The sequence below is a fragment of the Sporosarcina sp. P29 genome (assembly GCF_002743265.1).
In the GTDB taxonomy this organism is placed as follows: Bacteria; Bacillota; Bacilli; order Bacillales_A; family Planococcaceae; genus Sporosarcina.
Genome location: NZ_PDYX01000157.1, coordinates 1 through 360 on the forward strand (window position 1 = coordinate 1; position 360 = coordinate 360).

Consider the following 360-nt stretch of genomic DNA (forward strand, 5'->3'; position numbering starts at 1 on the left):
TGCCGTGCGCGATCACAAAGCGGGTGAGCCCGTGGGCTACGGCGGAACGTGGACCAGCGAGCGCGACACACGCCTTGGCGTGGTGGCGATGGGCTATGGCGACGGTTATCCCCGCGCCGCGCCGTCTGGCACGCCGGTACTGGTCAATGGCCGTGAAGCGAACATCGTGGGCCGCGTGGCGATGGACATGATCTGTATTGACCTCGGGCCAGATGCACAGGACAAACCGGGTGATGACGTGGTGATGTGGGGTGAGGGTTTACCTGTTGAACGCATCGCTGAAATCACAAAAGTGAGTGCTTACGAACTTATCACGCGCCTGACATCAAGGGTTGCGATGAAGTACATCGATTAACAGAC

At 59.4% G+C, this 360-nt stretch carries 1 protein-coding gene; it reads left to right on the forward strand.

The features are described 5' to 3' along the window. Positions 1-355 (forward strand): alanine racemase C-terminal domain-containing protein (locus CSV68_RS17020; protein ID WP_304442476.1); only part of this gene is annotated, 355 nt, incomplete at its 5' end. Between the last annotated feature and the right edge of the window lie 5 nt (positions 356-360).